Origin of the sequence: Rhizobium sp. PP-CC-3G-465, from assembly GCF_004343445.1 — a bacterium.
In the GTDB taxonomy this organism is placed as follows: Bacteria; Pseudomonadota; Alphaproteobacteria; order Rhizobiales; family Rhizobiaceae; genus Ferranicluibacter; species Ferranicluibacter rubi.
Genome location: NZ_SLYH01000021.1, coordinates 1 through 20,194, shown reverse-complemented (window position 1 = coordinate 20,194; position 20,194 = coordinate 1). Strand labels below are relative to the sequence as shown.

General features: G+C 59.9%; 14 protein-coding genes and 2 pseudogenes. 5 read left to right on the top strand and 11 right to left on the bottom strand.

Annotated elements, in window-relative coordinates; genetic code table 11:
• Positions 1 to 886: 886 nt before the first annotated feature.
• On the bottom strand, positions 887 to 1,069 hold the full coding sequence (locus C8J33_RS27990) for an ArsR family transcriptional regulator (RefSeq protein WP_132665768.1): 183 nt from the start codon (positions 1,067 to 1,069) through the stop codon (positions 887 to 889).
• A 440-nt stretch (positions 1,070 to 1,509) separates the two neighbouring features.
• Here C8J33_RS27990 and C8J33_RS25190 point away from each other — a divergent pair, with 440 nt between their 5' ends.
• Positions 1,510 to 2,325 (top strand): calcium-binding protein, encoded by an 816-nt coding sequence (locus tag C8J33_RS25190; RefSeq protein WP_132665767.1) that lies wholly within the window; start codon positions 1,510 to 1,512, stop codon positions 2,323 to 2,325.
• 828 nt (positions 2,326 to 3,153) lie between these two features.
• On the opposite strand, the gene C8J33_RS25185 is transcribed toward C8J33_RS25190, so the two are convergent.
• From C8J33_RS25185 to tauA, 8 genes are all read right to left on the bottom strand, one after another.
• Positions 3,154 to 3,483 (bottom strand): hypothetical protein, encoded by a 330-nt coding sequence (locus C8J33_RS25185; protein ID WP_132665766.1) that lies wholly within the window; start codon positions 3,481 to 3,483, stop codon positions 3,154 to 3,156.
• A 136-nt stretch (positions 3,484 to 3,619) separates the two neighbouring features.
• A complete protein-coding gene (locus tag C8J33_RS25180; protein ID WP_132665765.1) occupies positions 3,620 to 5,920 on the bottom strand; it encodes a molybdopterin-dependent oxidoreductase in 2,301 nt (766 codons plus the stop codon).
• Between the two features lie 14 nt (positions 5,921 to 5,934).
• Positions 5,935 to 7,371 carry an FAD-binding oxidoreductase gene (locus C8J33_RS25175; protein ID WP_132665764.1) on the bottom strand — a complete coding sequence of 479 codons (1,437 nt, stop codon included), beginning with the start codon at positions 7,369 to 7,371 and terminating at the stop codon, positions 5,935 to 5,937.
• Between the two features lie 41 nt (positions 7,372 to 7,412).
• The gene (locus C8J33_RS25170; protein ID WP_132665763.1) at positions 7,413 to 8,015 is read right to left on the bottom strand and encodes a 2-hydroxychromene-2-carboxylate isomerase; all 603 of its coding nucleotides are present in this window, start codon (positions 8,013 to 8,015) and stop codon (positions 7,413 to 7,415) included.
• Positions 8,012 to 8,608 carry a TetR/AcrR family transcriptional regulator gene (locus C8J33_RS25165; RefSeq protein ID WP_132665762.1) on the bottom strand — a complete coding sequence of 199 codons (597 nt, stop codon included), beginning with the start codon at positions 8,606 to 8,608 and terminating at the stop codon, positions 8,012 to 8,014. The genes C8J33_RS25170 and C8J33_RS25165 overlap by 4 nt, the downstream gene beginning before the upstream one ends.
• 142 nt (positions 8,609 to 8,750) lie before the next feature.
• A complete protein-coding gene (locus tag C8J33_RS25160; RefSeq protein ID WP_422039107.1) occupies positions 8,751 to 9,536 on the bottom strand; it encodes an ABC transporter permease subunit in 786 nt (261 codons plus the stop codon).
• A 92-nt stretch (positions 9,537 to 9,628) separates the two neighbouring features.
• Entirely contained in the window at positions 9,629 to 10,420 is a 792-nt protein-coding gene (locus C8J33_RS25155) for a taurine ABC transporter ATP-binding protein (protein ID WP_132665760.1), read from the bottom strand.
• A gap of 98 nt (positions 10,421 to 10,518) precedes the next feature.
• Positions 10,519 to 11,532: a taurine ABC transporter substrate-binding protein gene (gene tauA / locus C8J33_RS25150; RefSeq protein ID WP_132665759.1), complete on the bottom strand. Its 1,014-nt coding sequence runs from the start codon at positions 11,530 to 11,532 to the stop codon at positions 10,519 to 10,521.
• A 397-nt stretch (positions 11,533 to 11,929) separates the two neighbouring features.
• Between tauA and fdhA the strand changes: the two genes are divergently transcribed.
• Positions 11,930 to 13,120 (top strand): formaldehyde dehydrogenase, glutathione-independent, encoded by a 1,191-nt coding sequence (gene fdhA / locus C8J33_RS25145; RefSeq protein WP_132665758.1) that lies wholly within the window; start codon positions 11,930 to 11,932, stop codon positions 13,118 to 13,120.
• A 31-nt stretch (positions 13,121 to 13,151) separates the two neighbouring features.
• On the opposite strand, the pseudogene C8J33_RS25140 reads toward fdhA, so the two are convergent.
• Positions 13,152 to 14,587: pseudogene (locus tag C8J33_RS25140) on the bottom strand (mannose-1-phosphate guanylyltransferase/mannose-6-phosphate isomerase).
• Positions 14,588 to 14,674: 87 nt separating this feature from the next.
• Here C8J33_RS25140 and C8J33_RS25135 point away from each other — a divergent pair.
• Positions 14,675 to 15,486: pseudogene (locus tag C8J33_RS25135) on the top strand (IS5 family transposase).
• Positions 15,487 to 15,823: 337 nt separating this feature from the next.
• Here C8J33_RS25135 and C8J33_RS25130 read toward each other — a convergent pair.
• The gene (locus C8J33_RS25130; protein ID WP_132665757.1) at positions 15,824 to 17,578 is read right to left on the bottom strand and encodes a hypothetical protein; all 1,755 of its coding nucleotides are present in this window, start codon (positions 17,576 to 17,578) and stop codon (positions 15,824 to 15,826) included.
• 424 nt (positions 17,579 to 18,002) lie between these two features.
• Here C8J33_RS25130 and C8J33_RS25125 point away from each other — a divergent pair, with 424 nt between their 5' ends.
• Complete coding sequence (locus tag C8J33_RS25125; protein ID WP_132665756.1) at positions 18,003 to 19,052, top strand: hypothetical protein; 1,050 nt, start codon at positions 18,003 to 18,005, stop codon at positions 19,050 to 19,052.
• Between the two features lie 8 nt (positions 19,053 to 19,060).
• Complete coding sequence (locus C8J33_RS25120; RefSeq protein ID WP_132665755.1) at positions 19,061 to 19,855, top strand: hypothetical protein; 795 nt, start codon at positions 19,061 to 19,063, stop codon at positions 19,853 to 19,855.
• Positions 19,856 to 20,194: the final 339 nt, after the last annotated feature.

The window sequence follows — 20,194 nt, the reverse complement described above, 5'->3', positions numbered from 1 at the left end:
TTAATGATCTGATGCCGGACAACAGGTACGGCCGATGGCAAGGCAACGAGCGGCACCCCGCGCTGAAAAGCGCGTCGCGGATCTTGGAACTGAGGGGGCTGTTGTCTCTCGGGTCACGGTGTCAGGCTCTCGTTTCTTGAAGGCTAGACTAGGGGTCTGCGCGGGCGATGAGAAAGACCAGTTGTTCTTATTCGATCGAATTTATAGATTATTTTGGTCGGTTTTCGCCATAGCCGGGATCAGCGTTTCAGGCGGGGATCAAGATGATGCAAGGACCGGCGGCTGCGGCACGAGCTTTGGGATGGCTGCTACGGACCAGAAGCAGAGCGCAGGCGACCTCGCTGCGCGTATTCTGTCGATAAACGTCATATCGACGCCGAGGTGCCGCGGAACGTCATCTAGGTCGCTTTCACGATTACGATCGCTGTGTCGAGCGTATCCTCGTCCGGTCTAATCGGAAAACGACCGGCATGACGTGGCTTTCCAGAGCTTCACCTTCAGATAGGGCATGTCCAGCATATGCACCTTTCCGCTCCGCTTCAATTCGTTCGTCTGTCACCGGTGCGGGATGAGCGGCAAGATTTCGAGAACTCGAACAGAGGCCTTTGATCTCTGACACTTGCCGTTCGAATGGTTTCCCGGATTGTTGGCAATCTCATCGTCACACCATTTCGAACCTTGAGCGGCTTATGCAACTACTCTGCTATAAGCGACCTCCGTTACGCTGCCGGTACCGTGTCGAGAGGTGGGTGCCGCTACGGCCGCGCCGGCTTTCTATGGTCCTCGATAGCATGCTCCTCAGCGATTGAAAGCAGCCGCTTTAATGTCTCAACCCATCTTGGCTCGATTGCGCAATATCGCCACTGCTGGTCTTTTCTCTGCGAAATTATTCCCAACCCCTCGACATCTTGAGATGCTGTGACGTCGCTGATTGAGAAAGACCAACGCGGTTCGACAAGCAGCCAACATGAATCTCACCCGTAAGCATGATTTGAGTCATTCGAACCCGCGCTGAATTCGCTAGTCCAGTAATAATTGCAGCGGCCTGTTTTGCTTCGCTCTCCGTCATACAAATCCTCCTCCTCTACATCGTCGCGAAATGAGCGAATCTTATGGGTAAGCCTGCCATTTGAAGATTGCGCGCGCTAGTACGAAGCCTAGGGCAGATCGTTCAGCGGGTCAGAGCCACCATTCAGCATCACGAGTGCACTTCAAGCCAACGGCATCGAAGATGTTTCCTTTGACGGTACCGTAACCGAGGGCAACCGGCGAAAGCGTCGAATGCCGGAGCATCCCGAATGAGATTCGCATTTTCCGGTGGACTCGGCGAGCCAGCGTTGATGGCTTACAAACTCTTATTTTCGTCGCGAGCCGGGGATGCAGTTTCATTCATTCGCAGTGCACGTTTCTACAACCGAAACAGGTCGCTTTCTTCTTGATGTGGCTGACATCCGCTTGACTTTGTGCAATCTTAGAGTGTTATGCTGCTTACATTAACAGGAGGGGACGATGGGCGTTACGATACGGGTCGGGGGAGACTACAGTCTCGACATGACGGACTACGATCTTGATTTGTCGTCCATGGGCAATGTCTACATTTCATCATACAACAAGACGACGATTAGTGGTTATGTGGGCAGCTTGAAGGTCGTGATCAACGGCAAGGGTTTCTCTTACAGCGACGATGGGCTGGTGGGCGGAACTGTCACGGGGTTCACTGAAAAATACGGAAGTTCGCTGTACGCATCGGTGTCCGGCCTCAATCTGTCCGTGAAGACCATCATCAAGCTCGCAGAGAGTGGCAGCGAAAATGCGATAAAGTCAGCCGTTAAAACCGCCCTAGCTGGCGCTGACGACATCTACGGCAGCAACTCCTCGGACGTGCTTTTCGGATATAGCGGAAACGACACTATCTCAGGCAACCGCGGCAATGATCGGCTTGTCGGCGGAGCCGGGAACGACAAACTCATCGGCGGGATTGGCGCCGACGCTCTTTATGGCGAAGGCGGCAAGGATACCTTCGTCTACAAGACGGTGAACGAGTCCAGTGCGCAACTTGGCGTCGACACGATCTTCGATTTCTCCGGCGCAGGTGGTGATCGCATCGACCTATCGGGTATTGATGCAAACACCAAGAACGCCAAGAATGACGGGTTTTCCTTTCTCGGCTCGAAGGCGTTCTCGGGCACTGCTGGCGAACTTCGCGTGGAGAAACAAGCTTCCGACACGTATGTTTACGGGGACACGAACGGGGATAAAGTGGCCGATTTCCAGCTTCATTTCGATGATCCGATCGTTATGAGCAAAGGCTTCTTCATTCTCTAGTCCAGCCACGCCAACATCGCTCGGTAAGAGAGTGAAGAGCTCGCGTGGTTGCACGCCCATATACAAAAGCGCCGTCATGACCATGTAGGCGAGGGCAGCATCTTGGAAGAATTCGGCGGCATGCTCATCGTATACCGGACGGGTGGCCGATCTCGTAAGTGTCGGGCGCCGATTTACGCCTATGGTTCCACACCGCGCCCAGCGCTTGACCTCAGCTCACTCGTTTTTTACCGCAGGATTCCACACAATGAACGGTGTGAAGAGTTGCCGGTAAAGTGTCGGGTCGGTCGTGCCAGGTTACAGCCTCCGGTACAGCACGTTCAAGTCGTCCCGGTCGATGATCACAGGCGCTTATTGTCTGTTACATTGACAGGGGAAGTGAGAGAACGCGTGGAACCTCTCCCAACATGGTAGACTTCGACCGCCGTGTTTGACGTCGCGACGGCATTCTTGCCGAAAACGCTTTCATCGAGCTGCTTGTGCTCACGGAGAATGCGAATGGTCTCGACCGTCGGTCATTGTCGACACCAAGACGGTGTTGTCGCAAACGATCCCGCGGAGCGGAAGGTTTGAGCTGTCTCTTTCATTTGCAAGTTCGAAGGCCACCACGACCGCCTGATAGAGGACGCGATTGCGTGCGGCACGGATGCCGAAAAAGTTCATGTTTCTGTTGAGAGTGGTGACATACGTCCGGGCTGGTGGACCGCGACTGAACATCAGATGACAGGAAGCGATTTATTAGCGCTGTGCGGCAGCAATCGCTTTCACTGTCGACTTCCGACAAAAGAAAGAGCCGCCGCTCTCTGCAGAGCGGCGGCCATTGAACTGTTATCGAATGACAAGACGGAAGACTTCCGGTGCGTAGTAGTAACCGTCGGAGTGGCGACGGTAGCCACGACGGGCTTCGCGGTAGCCGCGGTGACCGCGCCAGTAGCCCCGACGCTCTTCGCGACGTTCCATGCGGCGCTCATGCCTGCGATCCTGGCGCTTCATCCAGCGAGGGCGATCGTCGCGGTGACGATACTGAACCTGCTGTGCGTCCATGGTCAGCTGAACGGGCGCCGGCACGATCGGTGCGGCAGATGCGGCTGAGAAGCTTGTAAGGCCCAGCACGACCGCAACAGCGGCAGCGCCGAAAACGTGAGTGAACTTGGTCATTGGGTCATCCTTGCTAAGTAAGTCTTACTATTAGGTGGCAAGGGATGAACCTAGGGTGAATAGTCTGTTCATCCAGAGGGAGCGTGCATTCTCGTGGTTTTCGGCTGATTGTGGCGCGTGACTCCAATGATGACCATCATGGACGATGTGCAAACTGCATCGGCTCAAAGATCCGTACCGGCGGCGGGGTGCCGGCGAAGCGCTCGATCTCGACGCGGGTGAGCTGTCCCGTGCAGCCCTGTGCGAGTTGAGAAGTGCCGATGTCGCGGGTGAGGATGTTGGGGTTGCCGTGGATGCACGTGGCCTCTTCGGCCGTCGGATCGTGCGGCTCGAACCAGGCGCCGGTGGCAAGCTGCATCACGCCGGGGCGCAGGGCATCGCTGAGCACGGCGGCGGCAAGGCAGCTGCCGCGCGCGTTGGAGAGGCGCACCACGTCGCCATCCTGAATGCCGCGCGCGGCGGCGTCGGCCGGGTGGATGCGCAGGGCCTCGCGGCCGTCGATCTTGGTCGCCCGGCTGACGGCGCCGTAATCGAGCTGGCTGTGCAGGCGCTGATGCGGCTGGTTGCAAACGAGGTGCAGCGGGGCGGGGTCCGCGCCCTCGGCTTCGGCATGCGGCGGATACCAGCGCGGATGGCCTTGGCAATCCTCGTAGCCGAAGCTCTCGATCGTTTGCGAGAAGATCTCGATCTTGCCCGAGGGGGTCGCGAGCGGGGAGGCGCGCGGATCGTCCCGGAAGGCGCGGGCGGGACCGCCGGTGTCGGGCTTGACCGGCAAAGTGAGCTCGCCGCGTGCCCAGAAGGTCTCGAAATCCGGGGCCTCATGGCCGCCAGCGTCGAGCGCCTTTCGCGTCGTGTCGTAGAGGACGGCCAGCCAGTCGCGGGCGCTGCGGTTTTCGGTGAAAGCCTCCGCGATGCCGAGCAGGCGGGCAAGGCCGGAAAAGATGGCGTAGTCGTCCCGCGCCTCGCCCACGGGCGCGATCAGCTGTTTCATGGCGATCATCAGGGGATCGCCCGAGGCTGCGCCGATATCGTCGCGCTCCAGCGTCGTGGTTGCCGGCAGCACGATATCGGCGTGGCGGGCCGACGACGTCCAGGCCGTTTCGTGCACAATGATGGTCTCCGGACGCCGGAACGCGGCGCGGAGCCGATTGAGATCCTGATGATGGTGGAAGGGATTGCCGCCGGCCCAGTAGACGAGCTTGATATCCGGATAGCGCCGCGCCTCCCCGTTATAGGCATAGGGGGCACCCGCCTGCAGCAGCATGTCGGCGATGCGTGCGACGGGGATGAAGTCGGCGACCGGGTTGCGGAACTGATCGAGCGTCGGCAGGGGAACAGTGAGATCTTGCTTGCCGGTATTGCCGAGCGCCCCGAGCGAATATGAGTAGCCGCCGCCGTCGAGCCCCATCTGACCGAGCATGGCGGCAAGGACAATGCCCATCCAGACCGGCTGTTCGCCATGGTCTGCCCGCTGCAGCGAATGGCTGACGGTGACGAGCGTTCTTGACCGCGCCATGTCACGGGCGAGCGTGCGGATCGTCTCCGCATCGATACCGCAAAGGGCGGAGGCCCATTCGGGGGTCTTTTCCACGCCGTCGGATGCGCCGGTGAGATAGGCCTCGAAAGCGAGGTAGCCGACCGTGTAGCGATCAAGGAAGGCGCGGTCATGCAGAAGCTCGGTGGCAAGGACATGCGCAATGCCCAGCATCAGCGCGACGTCGGTTCCCGGTACGATCGACAGCCATTCGCCGTCCGCTTCCGGCGGGAAATCGTCTCTCAGCGGGCTGACGAGGATGAAGCGGCAGCCGCGCGCGCTGGCACTGCCGATCCTGTCGCGCACGATATGCGCGCTGTTGCCGCCGCCATGCACATCCGCATTCTTGATGGCCATGCCGCCGAAGGCGACGACCATTTGGGAGCTGCGCGCGATGGCATCCCAGGTGACGCTCTTTCGCTCCACGTGATCATAGGGGCCAAGGACATGCGGCATGATGACCATGGCAGCGCCAGAGCTATAGGTGTTGACGGATTTCACATAGCCGCCGAGCAGGTTCAGGAACCGGTGGACCTGGCTCTGCGCATGGTGGAAGCGCCCGGCGCTCGCCCAGCCATAGGACCCGCCGAACACGGCCTGCGGGCCGTGGGTGTCGTAGACCCTGCGAAGCTCAGCTGCGACCAGCGCCAGCGCCTCGTCCCATTCGACCTCAACGAAGTCGTCTGCGCCACGCGCGGCGGCTGCACCGGGTCCGTGCTCCAGCCAGCCACGCCGCACAGCCGGACGGCGGATACGCATGGGGCTATCGGCGCTGGCGGGCAGGTTGCCGAGGAGCGGCGAGGGGTGGGGATCGCCGGCATGTGGGCGGATTTCGAGTGCGCCGTCCTGAACGCGGCCGGAAAAGGCGCCCCAGTGCGAGCTGTGAGTCTTGAAGGGCGTCATAGGCTCTGGTCCTCTCAATGGTCGGACAGGAAAGCGTCGTCGGGCAGGATCTTGCCGGGGTTCATGATGCCCTTGGGGTCGATGGCGGCCTTGATGACGCCCATGAGATCGACGGCGCCGCCGTGCTCGCGTCTGAGATAGCCGATCTTGCCGGTGCCGACGCCATGCTCGCCGGTGGAGGTGCCGCCGACGGAGATGGCGTGGTGGACCATCGCCTTGTTGATGGCAGCGACCTCGTCGAGTTCGGCTTTGTTTTGCGGATCGACGGCGAAGACGACATGATAATTGCCATCGCCGACATGGCCGAGAATGGCGGCAGGAACGCTGCAATCCTTTAGCAACTCGCGCGTCATCACGATGCAGCCGGCCAGCTCCGATACCGGAACGCAAACATCCGACGACCAGCCCTTGGCGTTCGGGCGCTGGGAGACGACGGCATAGAACGCGTTGTGCCGCGCCTTCCACAGGCGGTTGCGCTCTTCCGGCGTGCTGGCGAAGGCAAAATCGCGGCCGCCATTCTCCTCGACGATGGCGGCGACCATCTCCACCTGCTCGGCGACGGCGGCCGGCGAGCCGTGGAATTCGAAGGCGAGTGTGTCCTCGACGTCGAGCGACAGACTGGAATAGCGGTTGACAGCGTCGATCAGCCCGCGATCCATCAACTCCATGCGGGCAACGGGAATGCCGAGCTGCACCACGGAGATGGCGGCTGCCACCGCTTGCTCGACGCTTGGAAAAGAGCAGAGCGCGGCCGAGATGGTTTCCGGCACGCCGTACAGCCGTAGCGTTACCTCGGTGATGATGCCGAGCGTGCCTTCGGACCCGACGAAAAGCCGGGTGAGATCGTAGCCGGCCGACGATTTTCGCGCCCGGCCACCAGTGCGGATGATTTCCCCGCTCGGCAGCACCACGGTGAGCGACAAAACGTTTTCGCGCATGGTGCCGTAGCGCACGGCATTGGTGCCGGAGGCGCGGGTGGCCGCCATTCCGCCGAGTGAGGCATTGGCGCCGGGGTCGATGGGGAAGAAGAGACCGGTGTCGCGCAGATGCGTATTCAGCTGCTCGCGCGTCACGCCCGCCTCGACGGTGCAGTCCAGATCTTGCGCGCTGATCCGCAGGATCTTCGTCATGCGCGAGAGGTCGATGCTCACGCCACCATGAAGCGCGGTTAGATGCCCTTCGAGCGACGTGCCCGTGCCGTAGGGAATGACCGGCACGCCCGCCTCGGCGCAGAGACGGACGATGTCGGACACCTCCTGCGTCGTTTCCGCAAAGACCACGGCATCCGGAATGGCCGGCGTGTGGTGGGACTCGCCACGGCCATGCTGCTCGCGCAACGCCTGCGATGCCGAAAACCGGTCCTCGAACCGCGATCTCAGCCGTTCGAGCAGCGCGGCGAGAGGCGCCCCCTGTTCGAGGGTCTGCGAGGAAAAGGCGGGGGATGAGGACATAAGATACTCCGGGGATTCGGGTGATCGCAGGTCGTCTGCGATCAGGCGATCGGCGCTTCGCCGTTCAGGTGGCGCTCGAGAAAGGGAAGGCTGTCCTGTCCCCAATAGAGTTCGTTCTCGAAGCGATAGGTCGGCAGGCCGAAGACGCCGGCGGCCGAGGCGACGTCCCTGTTCGACGCCCAGAGGGCGCGGATCTCGTCCGATTGCGCAAGCTTTTCGAGCGCCGCGCCGTCCAGTCCGGCAGCGTCGGCAATGGCGATACGCACTTCCGGTTTACCGATATCCGAACCATGGCTCCAGAAGGCTTCCTGCAGGGAGGCGGTCAGCGCCAGCCAGTCCTTGCCCGTTTCGATGGCGGCAATCACCAGCAGGCCGGCTGGGGTCGGGTCGGAGAGGGCGGCCCGATTTTCGAAGGTCAGCGTCTTGCCGCGATGAGCCGCCCAGCGCTTCAGGTCCTTTGTCCAGTAGGTCCGGCGTGGCTCTGGCCGGTTGCGCGAATAGATGCCGCCATTGTCCTCAATGAGAGGGATGAGATAGGGGCGGATGGTGGCGCCGTGGCGCTCGGCAAGCTCGCGAAAGGGAGCAAGGCCGATGAAGGCGAAGGGAGAGCCGATGCCGAAGAAGTAATCGATGGTCTTGGTCATGCACTTTTTCTTTCGTGTAGAATTCGGGTCTGGAGACCGGGAGATATCGCGGCGTCGAAGACGGCTAGAGCGCAGTCGCGTGCGACAAGCACGGCCTGCGGATCGCGCCCGACGGCCACGGTGGACAGGGCGCCCTCGTAGAGCAGGGCAAGGTGTGCGGCCGGCTGCTCCGGCGCGGCTGTGACCTGGGCGAGGACCCTGCGGAAGACATCGCCGACGGCGGCCTTATGGGTGCGGGCGATCGTCGTGACCCGTTCGGATTCGCCGTGTTCCGCAACGGCTAGAGCGAAGGCGCAGCCCCGGAACTCCGGGCTGTCGGCCTTTTCATGCAGCCGCAGGAAGATCGCCTCGACCTGATCGCGCGGGGGGACGACTGTGGTGAGCACATCGTGCAGCGAGCGCAGCACGCGTTCGTGCCGATCCTGCAGATAGGCGGCAACCAGATGATCCTTCGACGGGAAATGCCGATAGAGCGTCGCCTTGGCGACATTGGCCTCCTCGATGATCCGGTCGATACCCACGGCCCGAATGCCCTCTCGGTAGAAGAGCGTACTGGCGGAGGCGAGGATCTGGTGGGCGATGGATGTTTTCATGGTGACGCCTTGTGAGGTTTGGGCTCTGACGCGCGGGTACGTTTAGCGGTGAAATAGAGGAGAAAGACAAGTCTTTCTTGACAGTGACAGGATTTTTCCCGGTGATCGAGACGTTAGAGCGCTTCCCGGGAGTGCCCCAACATCATGTCCGCCCCTTCCACGGGACGAGGGCGGTCTCCAGCAGACGGATGGCGGCGGCCGAGGAGAAAGCGCAGGCGGCGATGATGAAAATGCCGACGAAGACGACGTCGGTGGCGAGGAACTGGGCGGCCGACATGATCATGAAGCCGATGCCGCGCGTGGAGGCGATTAGCTCGGCGGCGACCAGCGTGCCCCAGCCGATGCCGAGCGCGATGCGGATGCCGGTGAGGATTTCCGGTAGGGCCGAGGGAAAGACGATATCGGTGAAGAGCTGGAAGCGGCTGGCGCCGAGCGATCGCGCCGCATTGATGCGCTCGATGGGCAGCGCCCGCACGCCGGCCTGCGCCGAGAGGCAGATGGGTGCGAACATGGCGAGCGTCAGCAGCGTGATCTTCGACGTTTCGCCGATGCCAAGCCAGATGATCATTAGCGGCAGGTAGGACAGCGGCGGAAGGGGCCAGTAAAACTCGATCGGCGTGTCGAGCACGCCTTTGGCGACGCGGTTGACGCCCATCAGCAGGCCGATCGGGATGGCCAGGCTGATGGCGATGGCGGCGGCGGTGAGGATGCGGAACAGGCTGGCGAACAGATGCTCGCCGAGCGACGCGCCCGCATAGCCGTCGCGGTAGATGTTGGCGAATTGCGTTACGACCTCTGCCGGTGCCGGTAGGAAGAGTGGGGAAACGAGGCCGAACCACGATGTCGCCCACCATGCCGACAGGATGACCACGGCGGTGACAAGGCTGATGGCCGCCGCCGGGCGGCCCGATATGCCGAAGCTCGTCATTTCCACCGTTCGGACCGGGCGGGGGAGGGGTGGTGACTCGATGTGCGCCTGGAGCTGGTCGGCGCGCAGCACGATGTCCTGGGTGATTTCGCTCATGCGGCGTCTCTTCTTACGGTTTCGGTGGCGTGCAGCATGGCGCGGATTTCCTCGCGCAGTTCGGCAAATTGCGGTGCGGTCTTGACCGCGCGCGCGTCTCCGCTTTCCGCAAACTGGCGCATGAACGGCGGATCGAACCGCCCGACGATGCGACCCGGGCGCGGCGACATGACGAGTACCTGCGTGCCGAGAAACAGCGCTTCCTCAATGGAATGGGTGATGAAAAAGATGCGCTTGCCCGTGCGCTTCCACACACCTACCAGCAGTTCCTGCATCTGCTCGCGCGTCAGACTGTCAAGAGCGCCGAAGGGCTCGTCCATGAGCAGGATTTCCGGCTCGGTGGCGAGCGCCCTGGCGATGCCGACGCGCTGGCGCATGCCGCCCGACAGCTCGTAAGGATAGGCCGCGGCAAAATCGGCAAGGCCGACGAGGCGTAGCAGCTCCTCGACGCGGTCTCGCCGTTCTGCGCGTCCTATACCCGCGAATTTCAGGCCGAGGCCGACATTGTCGGCGATCGTCTTCCAGGGCAGGAGCGTATCTTTCTGGAAGACGACCCCGCGATCTGCACCGGGACCCGAGACCGGCCGGCCATTGAGCGTGATCGTGCCCTCCGACAAAGGCAGGAAACCGGCGATGGCATTGAGAATGGTGGACTTGCCGCACCCCGACGCGCCCAGCGCCACAACGAAGCCGCTGTCGAGGATATCGAAGGATACCCGGTCCAGCGCCTGGACGGTTCGGCCGTCGCGCGTGGCGAAATAGACGCTGGCCTGATCGACTGAAAGCATAGGATGATCTCATGCATACGACGCCAGCGCGGGGAGCGCCGGCGTCTGAGGTTATTGGGTACAGACCCGTTTTACGGGTCTGTACCCTGAAGACGCGATCAGTTGCTGGCGTTGGCCAGCGCGTCCGGCGTGACGAAGGCCGCGTAGCTCGGGAGAACCTGCGAGACCTTGCCCTCATCTTTCAGGAACTGGGCCGTGTCCTTCAGGATCTTCGCCGCACCCGAAGCCTCACCGCCGCCGAGCCAGGCGGCCGATGCCTGCACGTCCGGCGTCAGGAGGTTGAGGTTCTTCAGCGCTGCCGCATGCTGCTCCGCCGTGCCGCCGAGGATTTTCGCAAGCGCCTTGGCATTCTCGCTTTCCGGCCCCCAGGCTGCCTTATCGGTGGCGAAGGAGGCGTAATATTTGTTGATGACGGCAGCATAGTCGCGCAGGAATTTCGGATTTTCGCTCGCAAAGTCCGAGGCAGCGACCCAGGCGGAGAAGGTCGGCGCGCCGCGCTCGGCCACCTCTTTCGAGGTGATCAGCACCTTGCCGTTCTTCTTCATCTCGGTCAGCGCCGGATCCCAGACGAAGCCGCCGTCGATATCGCCGCGCGTATAGCTGGCGACGATTTCCGGCTGCGGGATGGCGAAGACCTGGACGTCCTTTTCCGAGAGGCCCAGCGACTTGATGAGGGCGAGCAGCTGGTAATGATCCGTCGAGACGGGGGCGGCGGCGAGCTTCTTGCCCTTGAGGTCGTCGAGGCTTTCGATGCCCGAGCCGTTGCGCACGACGAGCGCCTCGTCGATGCCGGAGATGGAGGAGAGATAGAAGGCCTTCACATCAAGGCCGCGCGACGTGGCAGCCGCAAACGGACTGGAGCCGACATAGCCGATCTGCACATCGCCCGAGGCGATGGCCGCAAAGATCTCGGCGCCGGAATTGAACTTGCGAAAATCGATCTCGGTGCCGGTAGCCTTGGCGAATTCGCCATTGGCAATCGCAACCGAGGAGGGCAGCGCATCCGTCTGGTAGCCGATGACCACCTTCTTATCCGCCGCTGCTGCAACGGACGCGATTGAGAGACTTGCAAGACCAACGGCCGCCGCCGCGAGGAATGATTTCAATGTCATATGTGCCCCCTTCACGCAGAAGACCTCCTCCGCGCCTCGAATTCAGCCTTCAGGATGCGCGAGCGGAGCACGTTCCGACAGCAATAATCTACCAATTTACTTGGGTAACGGGCAAGGACGTGCTCTGTTTGCCGGCACAAACGCAGCCGACCGCCCGGGGTGTGCGATGTCGCCGCTTAAGGCGAGCATGTCGCTTCTCCGGGCGCACAGCCGGCCGGCGCGTGGTCTGCTGGTGCGTGTCCATGGAGGTGCTGCGGAGGAGCGGCAAGGCGTGAGGAAGGCTTATGCCACCGCCAGGGAGAGCCAGCTCGCGCGGATGCGATCGACGGTGCGCTTGATCCTAAACGAGCGCCCGTCGCCACAGCCGGCGGCACAACACAGATGGAGGAGCCAAGACATGAGCAAGAACAGAGGCGTGGTCTACCTGAAGCCGGGCAAGGTCGAAGTACGCGACATCGACGATCCGAAGCTCGAGGCGCCCGATGGCCGCCGCATCGAGCATGGGGTCATCCTCAAGGTCATCTCCACCAATATCTGCGGCTCCGACCAGCATATGGTGCGCGGCCGCACCTCCGCTCTGCCGGGCCTCGTGCTCGGCCACGAGATCACCGGCGAGGTGATTGAAAAAGGCATCGACGTCGAGATGCTGGACGTCGGCGACATCGTCTCCGTGCCCTTCAACGTCGCCTGCGGCCGCTGCCGCTGCTGCAAATCGCAGGACACCGGCGTGTGCCTGACGGTCAACCCATCCCGCGCTGGCGGCGCCTACGGCTATGTCGACATGGGCGGCTGGATCGGCGGGCAGGCCCGTTACGTCACCATTCCATATGCCGACTTCAACCTCCTGAAATTCCCCGACCGCGACCGGGCCATGTCGAAGATCCGCGACCTCACCATGCTCTCCGACATCCTGCCGACAGGCTTTCACGGCGCGGTGAAGGCGGGTGTCGGCGTCGGCTCCACCGTCTATGTCGCAGGCGCTGGACCGGTGGGCCTTGCTGCCGCTGCCTCGGCCCGTATCCTGGGTGCGGCTGTCGTGATGATCGGTGATTTCAACAAGGAGCGCCTGGCGCATGCCGCAAAGGTCGGCTTCGAGCCGGTGGACCTCTCCAAAAGCGACCGGCTGGGCGACATGATCGCGCAGGTGATCGGCACGGACGAGGTGGACAGCGCCATCGATGCCGTCGGCTTCGAAGCCCGCGGCCATGCCGGCGGCGAGCAGCCGGCGATCGTGCTCAATCAGATGATGGAGATCACCCGCGCCGCCGGATCGATCGGAATTCCTGGCCTCTACGTCACGGAAGATCCTGGCGCCGTAGACGATGCTGCCCGCCGCGGCAGCCTCTCGCTCCGCTTCGGCCTCGGCTGGGCAAAGGCGCAATCCTTCCACACCGGCCAGACGCCGGTGCTAAAGTACAACCGCCAACTTATGCAAGCCATCCTCCACGACCGACTCCCCATCGCTGATATTGTCAACGCCAAGATCATTCCGCTGGACGATGCGGTGCAGGGGTATGAGAGCTTCGATCAGGGGGCGGCGACGAAGTATGTGTTGGACCCGCATGGGAGCCTCGGGGCTGTGGCGTAAATTCGTGTGATCCAAAGGGCGGCGATTTTATTTAGATATCAGTTCTTCCAAACTCGTCATCGAGACGCACCGTGTCGTCGTCGGAGAGATAGGATCCCGTCTGGACCTCGATGAGCTCCAGCGGGATCTTGCCCGGGTTGGCCAATCGATGGGTGACGCCCTGCGGCACATAGATGGACTCGTTTTCGTTGAGAAGCCGCGTCTCGTCGCCCAGCGTCACCTCCGCGGTCCCTTTCACGACCACCCAGTGCTCCGAGCGGTGAAAGTTCTCCTGCAGCGAGATCTTGCGCCCGGGTGCGATCAACAACCGCTTGACCTCGAATCGCTCGCCGCTGAGTACAGAGGAGTCCGAGCCCCACGGCTTGTAGGAGGTCGGATGAACCTCCGTCAGGCTGCGGGTCGCCTCCGAGCGTGCGAGTGCCTTGACGATCTGGCCGACGTTCTGGCTGTCGGCAAGACGGCCGACATAGACCGCATCCTCGCTGGCGATGACGGCGATATCATCGAGGCCATGGACGGACACATGAATGTCGCGCGAGAGAACCAGCGAATTGCGGGTATCCGAAACGCTGGCCTTCTGGCCGACGACGTTGCCCGCCGCGTCCTTCTTGCCAACGGCCCAGACAGAGTCCCAGCTGCCCAGATCGGACCGGGGAAAAGACGAGGGAACGACGGCCGTATACGCCGTGCGTTCGAACACCGCGTAGTCGACCGAAATATCCGGCGCCTGTGAAAAGGCCTCCGCATCCAGACGCTCGAAATCGAGATCGCGCCGCGAAGCCTCGACAGCCGCGAGCACGCTGACGTGCACCTCCGGCGCGAATTTTGCGAGAGCCTCCGGGAACAGGCGAATCGGCAGCATGAACATGCCGAAGTTCCAAAGATAGCGGCCGGTCGCCAGCAGTGCCTCCGCCTTCGAACGGTTCGGCTTCTCCACGAAACGAGCAACCCTCCTTGCGCCGCCGGCCAGCGCGTCACCCGTCTCGATGTAACCATACCCGGTCGCAGGCTCGGTCGGGGTTATGCCGAAGGTCACCAGCCGCCGCCGGCCGCCGTGTCGCACGCAAGCAGGATGCAATCCGTACAGGTCGCGTTCGCCTCGATCTCATGATCGGACGCGAGCACCTGAACGATCGCTTCGTCCCCATGGTCGCGGGCGACAACTAACGCTGCGGCGGCGAGCGCCGGCGCCGTATTGTCCGCAACCAGCTCCAAGAGGATAGAGGACAGACGCACGCCGATGGCTTGCGCTTGCTCCGCCACAATGAACCGGCATTCGGCATTCGTCACGATCACGGCGGGTTCATGGATTTCCGGATCCGAGACACGCTGCAGCGTCTTCTGAAACAGCGAATGCTCGCTGAGGAACTGCGGGAACTGCTTGGGCGCCGTCGAACGGGACAAAGGCCAAAGGCGCGTTCCCTTGCCACCCGCCGTGATCACCGGGACGATTTTTCTCGTAAGCATCTCGATATACTTTCACCGCCTAGGCGGTGTCCGCATAAACGGGGTTCATCTTTTTGACGGTGTGTGATTCCATCTCCTTGAAAGGAGATTGCCATGCGCCGTCACGAATTGAGCGACGAAGAATGGGCTATCATCGCATCTCTGTTGCCGAACAATAGCCGTGAAATAGAACGCTTCGACGACCGCCGGGTTGATCAACGGCATCCTGTGGCGTTTCAGGACTGGTTCGTCTTGGCGAGATGTGCCTGAGCGTTACGGTCCACGCACGACGCTTTACAATCGGTTCTCCCGCTGGCGCAAGGCGGGCGTCTGGGATCGCCTTCTGGACGCCGTTTCAAAGCGTTACGATGGCGACATCGTGATGATCGACAGTTTTTGTGTTCGCGTTCACCAGCATGGTGCCAACGCAAAAAAGGGGATCCGCCGATCTTTGCATGGGATGTTCGCGCGGTGGCCTGACGACAAAGATCCACGCATCTTGTCGATGCAGATGGCAGACCAGTTCGGTTGGAACTCACCGCCGGCCAAGCCGCCGATGCACCGATGGCCGAAAAGCTGTTGAGCGACCTACGGCCCGGCGCGACGATCCTCGCCGACAAGGCATATGACACCGACGCCATTCGTAACTCTGCCAAGCAACGCAAATGCTGGCGAATATCCCTGCAAAGGTAAATCGAAAGCAGACATTCAGCTTCAGCCGCTGGATCTACCGTCAGCGCAATCTCGTGGAACGGTTCTTCAACCGTATCAGGCAGATGCGCGGCCTCGCGACGCGATACGACCGGCGTGCTGATAATTACCTCGCCGCCCTCAAGCTTGTAGCGCCGAGGATATGGATTGCCTCAGCTAATGAGTCCGGACCCCAGCGGAGCAGCTTTCCCAAGCCAAACCATCTTTGACAATGCGCGATCTGAAGGAAACGCGAATGCCATTCTCATTTACCGATTGAATGTCCGACGATCGCTGAAAAAATTTTTAAAAAAATGGTTATCAGGGCTTCTACAGTGAAATTCTGTCGTCCAAGTCGCGACTAGCATTACTCAAGCAAGCCTTGCAGGGTTTTCTTGCATGGCAAGGATATTGCGTCTGAATCCGAAACGATCGCGTACGGCATTCCCGTTCAAGCTGTCTCCGCTCTACCACCGAACGGCCGTACAATCCCAGCGAAATCGAGCCACGCAGCACGTCGTAAGCGCGATAATTGGCTGAATCGATCAGAATCCTGCAGACGACGCCTTAGCAGGAGGCTTCAACGACGAGCACATGACGGTATGCGCGGGGGTCCGGCATCGCTCCTGCTCCGGCGACGACGGTAAGGGCAAACGTATAGGCGGTGTTCGCAAGAGGACGATGAACCTTAACGGAAACCGCCGCTATTCCGCTAGCGAAAGGCCTCGCTTTAAGCTCCTCGCCGTTTTCGAAGATGTGAATGAAGCCATTGACGTTCGCGGGATAGAGTACGTCGATCTCGATGCTGATTTCCCTGAAGCCGCCGGCGGGTACAATTAGAACGCCATTCGCCGTGTTGTAGATATTTGCAAACCGATCAAGGTCACCGCCGGTCACCTTCGCCAAATAGCGGATTTCCTGCGTTCCGTTGACGAGCGCTGCGGATGGGATGCTGTAGGCCTCCAGAATCATCCGCTTCGAGAAGTGCACGATGCCCCCTACCGTTCCTGACAGCGCACCCCTGAAGCCGTTCCCGAACCCCCGGTCATCCACATAGACGTGGGCAAGATCCCCGCGGCACAAAATGTTCGGCTGCGCGCGTGCCGCACCATTCTTCCAGACGTCGCTGTCCTTGAAGATGATGTCGCCGTGGAAGCCGGCATGGACATCGATCATCGGCGCGTTGTCCTGGCTGTGATAGCCGTTGCATCCGACAACTTTGAGAAACGGCTTATCATTAGCGGAATGCGAACCCGAGAGGTTCAACGGATTGCTGATCAGCGCCAAGGGCCCGCCGCCTTCGATGACGACACCGCTCAACGTAACCCGACCCCAGCTGAGATCCCCGCCCTGGAGGCATGGCCTCATCTCGACGAGGTAATCCAATGCCGAGCCCGAAGTGGGTTGGATGACTTCGCCACCGATAATCATCAGGTTGGACCCGATATTGGAGACGGTCCGGAAGGTCTGGGCGTTCCATGCGCCATCACCGCCGAAGCCATCGGCCGAAAGGCAGGGCGGCGCTACAACCGAAAGATATGTTTGAGCGCCCTCGACTTGAAGGGGACGCGGGACACCATAGGTCCGCGGCATATGGACGGTGATTTCGGAGGTGACCGAACCGGGATTTGCGACATCACCGACGCGCAAACCGCCCTTCGTTCCGACGATGACCAATTTGCTGAGATCGGCGTTCTGAAGCTGTGTGCTGTTATGCATCCAGACGGCATGTTCGTAATTCGACTTGTACTGGCCGAAGACAGTCATGCTGCCGGAGATCGTGAAGTTACCCCGGGTGATCTCCAAACCGCAGACCTGCGTGTCATCGGCAATAAGCGTAAGGTCGCCTCTTCCGATAATTTCGAAATGCTCGTTACCAACATTGAGGCGACCGACCGAAATCCTCCACTTACCTTGAATATCGAATTTGCCGCCCGATGCCATCGCTGCATCTGCAGCAGACTGCCACGCAGCCGTGTCGTCTTCGCCCGTGCCTGCACTAGCATCGAAGTCCCTGGGGCTGATGCCGAGCTGAGCCCATTTCCGCTGCGGTGTACTTTCCCCGCCGGTCAGGGGCGAAAAGGGTGACGTCAGCTGTAATGCTGTATCGGCCTTGTCGAGAATGTCCTGCAATCTCATCGCGTCGCCGCTGCTCGATGTGAACGGACTGTCGAGAAGATCGCTTTTTCGGACGTGATCGTCCAGCGCTTCAGGTGTTGACGCTCGCTGCCTTGCCAATGTCATCGTCACCACTCCCGCGCCGATCGCTCCACCTGCGGCAGCGCCGCCGCCAGTCAACAAATCCCGTTTCGTTATAGCCATTGTAGTCTCCGATGACGTAGAACGGAGAGGGTAGGGCGATGGCAGTTCTGTGTGAAGACCTTCCCAGAACGCGATACGCCTCACTTTGATCAGAACTCATCCACCATTCTGTGTGACCGATGGACATGACACGCTGGGTATCTCGGAAAGCCATGCCCTGAGATCGACATCGTTCGCACTCAGCGCCGGACGATATCGTTCGCAGCGAATCTTGACTCAAACTGGCGATGGCAAACCAGGCCGCGTGAGCCGAGATTGAAACCCCACGACTCTCCTCAAAACGGGAGCTCGGTCTCCGATATTCTTTCTCAAAAATTTGCGCCCCTGTAAGCCTATTTTGCTGTGATAAACTTTCCGCAGCCAGCTTTCGCAAAGGTGGTCGACCAGCGAACTGGCATAGTCTACGCTCAAGGCCTCATATTCGATGAAAGACCCACGAATGCCTGTTTCAAGAAAAATCCTGTTCCTTACCCATTGGATGACGGATATTACCGGTTCTTCTGTCGTTATCTTGGAAGCAGCAAAGGCATTCCAACAGCTCGGGTACGATGCCCACGTCGGCTGCATGAAGCTAACGTCGCCGATGGCCACGCTTCTTCAACAGAACGGCATCGATGCATTTCAGCTCAGAGACAGAGTGGATCCGGGGGATTATGACGTAATATGGTGCCAACATGTCACCTTTGGAATAGTTGACATCGAAAGCTATGTCGGCCGTCCGCTCCCCGCGAAAGTGATTTTCACCCATCTGAGCCCAGCGGTCCCGCTGGAATTGCCGACCTACGCGCTCGAGAAAGATCTCGCGAGTGCCATCCTCTGCAATTCGGAAGAGACGCTCGAAGCAATTGTCAGCATACAAGGCAAGACCGGGAGGGAAATCGTTTTCGGCAACGCCGGACCATCTACATTTAAGTTGGCGCAACGGGATCGATCTGAACTCGTGAGGGTCCTATTGGTATCGAACCATCACGTCCCGGAATTGGAAGATGCCGCGACATATATGCGGGAACAGTATAACCTGCATGTTGAGAAACTCGGAGTGAATACGGGTGTCTATCGCCTCGTTACGCCCGATGACATCGCATGGGCGGACGCTGTGATCACCATTGGGAAAAGCGTCATCTACGGGTTGCTTGGTGGGCTTCCCGTCTATGTCTACGGACCTCATGGAGGGGATGGTTACCTTACGGATAATAACTACCAGAGGAATCGAACCCACAATTTTTCCGGCCGTCCGTCATGCGCGAAGAAAACAGGAAGGCAAATTGCAGAAGAAATTGTAACCGAAAGAGAATCTTCATTAGGCATGATGTCTAATATGCAGAGAAAATTCGAAATCGATTACTGTCTGGATACTTTCATTGAGGCTCTATCGGAAAATATAACGAAGAGCCCCCAAATCTACGTGCAGCAAGAGTGGTTGTTCCAACATCAGCTATATCGCAACGCTGTAGAATCTCTTTTGATAGCATAGGGTTGAAAATGATCTATGGTGCCTCCTATAACGTATTCAACGCGGAAGAACATCTGCTTCCATCGTTGAAAGCCATTCGTCCTTGCTTAGATTATATCAATGTTGTCGTTCAATATGTTTCAAACCACGGAATACCGGCGAGCCCCGGTCTTGAGGCCGTCATCGAGGAGGCAAAAGCAGGCGGTCTGGTAGATGAGGTCATTCACTACAGGCCGAACCTGTCTCTTTCGCCTGCAATTAACGAGTTGGCAAAAAGAAATATTGGATTGCAGCAAGCCAAGCGTGCCGCCGTAGATTACTTTATTACGCTAGACTGTGACGAATACTACGTTCAATCGGAATTTAATGCAGCAAAGCAGTTAATCGAGGATGAGAGGCTGGAGTCGACTGCTGTTTCAACTTATCTTCACATCAAGCGTCCGATATATCGGTCCGCTCTCCCCGACAATACGTGCTGCGCCTTCCTAACGAAACTGGATGTCGACAGCGAGCTTTCCTATGGTGCAGCTTATCCAGCCCTGGTCGATCCGACGCGTAGCCTTCACGGTGACCGGGAGAGCTTTCGCATGCTTCCGACGGAACTGGTTGCGATGAGACACATGAACCTCGTCCGTCATAACATCGACGGTAAGCTGCGCAATTCAACAAATGCAGGTATGGTCGATTTTATGGACCTTGTACGCCGGGCGTATTCTGAATGGAGCCCAGGTAAAGTGCTCATGTTTCCGAACAAGACACCGATGGACATAATCGAAGTCGATGATATTTTCCATATCGACGATATTTTTTCGGACGTTGCTTAGACGATAACACGGATGTTTGTGAAAGGTGAGCGGGCCAAGGGCGACGACCTCGCATTGGCGGACTATAGCCTTGACCTCGAATTCGGCGGAGCCGCGAACCTGAGGCCTATGGTTGCGGTTTGATTCCTTTCATGGCGCTAATGGAACCGGACAGGTTTCACGGCGAAAAAGCACCTTGGAGTAGGCTAATCGGCGCGTCCTTCGATGAGGCGTGAGTTCGAAGGGCAGCCTCTCTGCGATCGTGTCCCAGGGAGTGGTGTAGCTTAGACGGCCACGGCTCATCCCGGAGGGCCGGATGAGTGTCAGCTTGCTGCTGGCAGGCTGATGAGTGGATCATCG